This window comes from Stenotrophomonas sp. P5_B8 (genome assembly GCF_054049855.1).
Genome location: NZ_JBFULO010000765.1, coordinates 1 through 920, shown reverse-complemented (window position 1 = coordinate 920; position 920 = coordinate 1). Strand labels below are relative to the sequence as shown.

At 68.6% G+C, this 920-nt stretch carries 1 protein-coding gene; it reads left to right on the top strand.

Annotated elements, in window-relative coordinates:
* The coding region (locus tag ACXJKH_RS21315; protein WP_457322365.1) for an MFS transporter at positions 1-828 on the top strand (828 nt) is incomplete at its 5' end.
* Positions 829-920: the final 92 nt, after the last annotated feature.

The window sequence follows — 920 nt, the reverse complement described above, 5'->3', positions numbered from 1 at the left end:
CTGGTGAAGCGCTACTTCGCCAACCGCGTCGGCACCGTCAGCACGCTGTACATCACCGTGCTGCAGATCGGCACGATGATGCCCGCCCTGCTCGCCGTGCCGCTGGCCGAAAGCGCCGGCTGGCGCGTCTCGCTCGGCATCTGGTCGATCCTTGCCCTGGCTGCCGCGCTGCCGTGGATGATGCTGGCCCGCCGCCGCCCGCATCCGGACCCGCTGGACTCCGCCGCCGATCCGGCTGCGCAGCCGCACGGCAAGGTCTGGCGCACGCCGCTGGGCTGGGGCATGACGTTGATGTTCGGCATGACCTCGCTGATGACCTACTCGATGTTCACCTGGTTGCCGCGCATCGTGGTGGAAGCCGGTGCCACGCCGGGGTTCGGCGGGATCATGGTCGCCATCTTCGCCGCGTGCGGCCTGCTGCCGTCGCTGACCATGCCCGCGCTGGCAGTGCGCCTGCGCAATCCCTTCCCGCTGGTGCTGATCGGTTTTTCCGCGTTCCTGATCGCGTTCGCCGGGCTGCTGTTCGCGCCGATGAAGGCACCGTGGCTGTGGGCGATCCTGCTGGGCATCGGGCCGTCCACGTTCCCGCTCGCACTGACGCTGATCAACCTGCGTACCCGCACCCCGGCCGGCTCGGCGGCGTTGTCCGGGTTCATGCAGGGCGTCGGTTACGCCTTCAGCTGCCTGGGACCGTTCCTGTTCGGCTGGCTCCATGAAATCAGCGGCGCGTGGTATCTGCCGTTCGGGTTCCTGGTGGTCTGCGCCGTGATCCTGCTGACCGCCTCGTGGGTGGCGTGCAAGCCGCAGAAGCTGGAAGACCMGTGGTGATCTGAYCACCGGTAGTGCCGGCCGCTGGCCGGCTGCKCTTTGGGTCGGCTACGGCCGCTGGACGGCTGCCTTTCGGTGGGATGTGGAGGAGC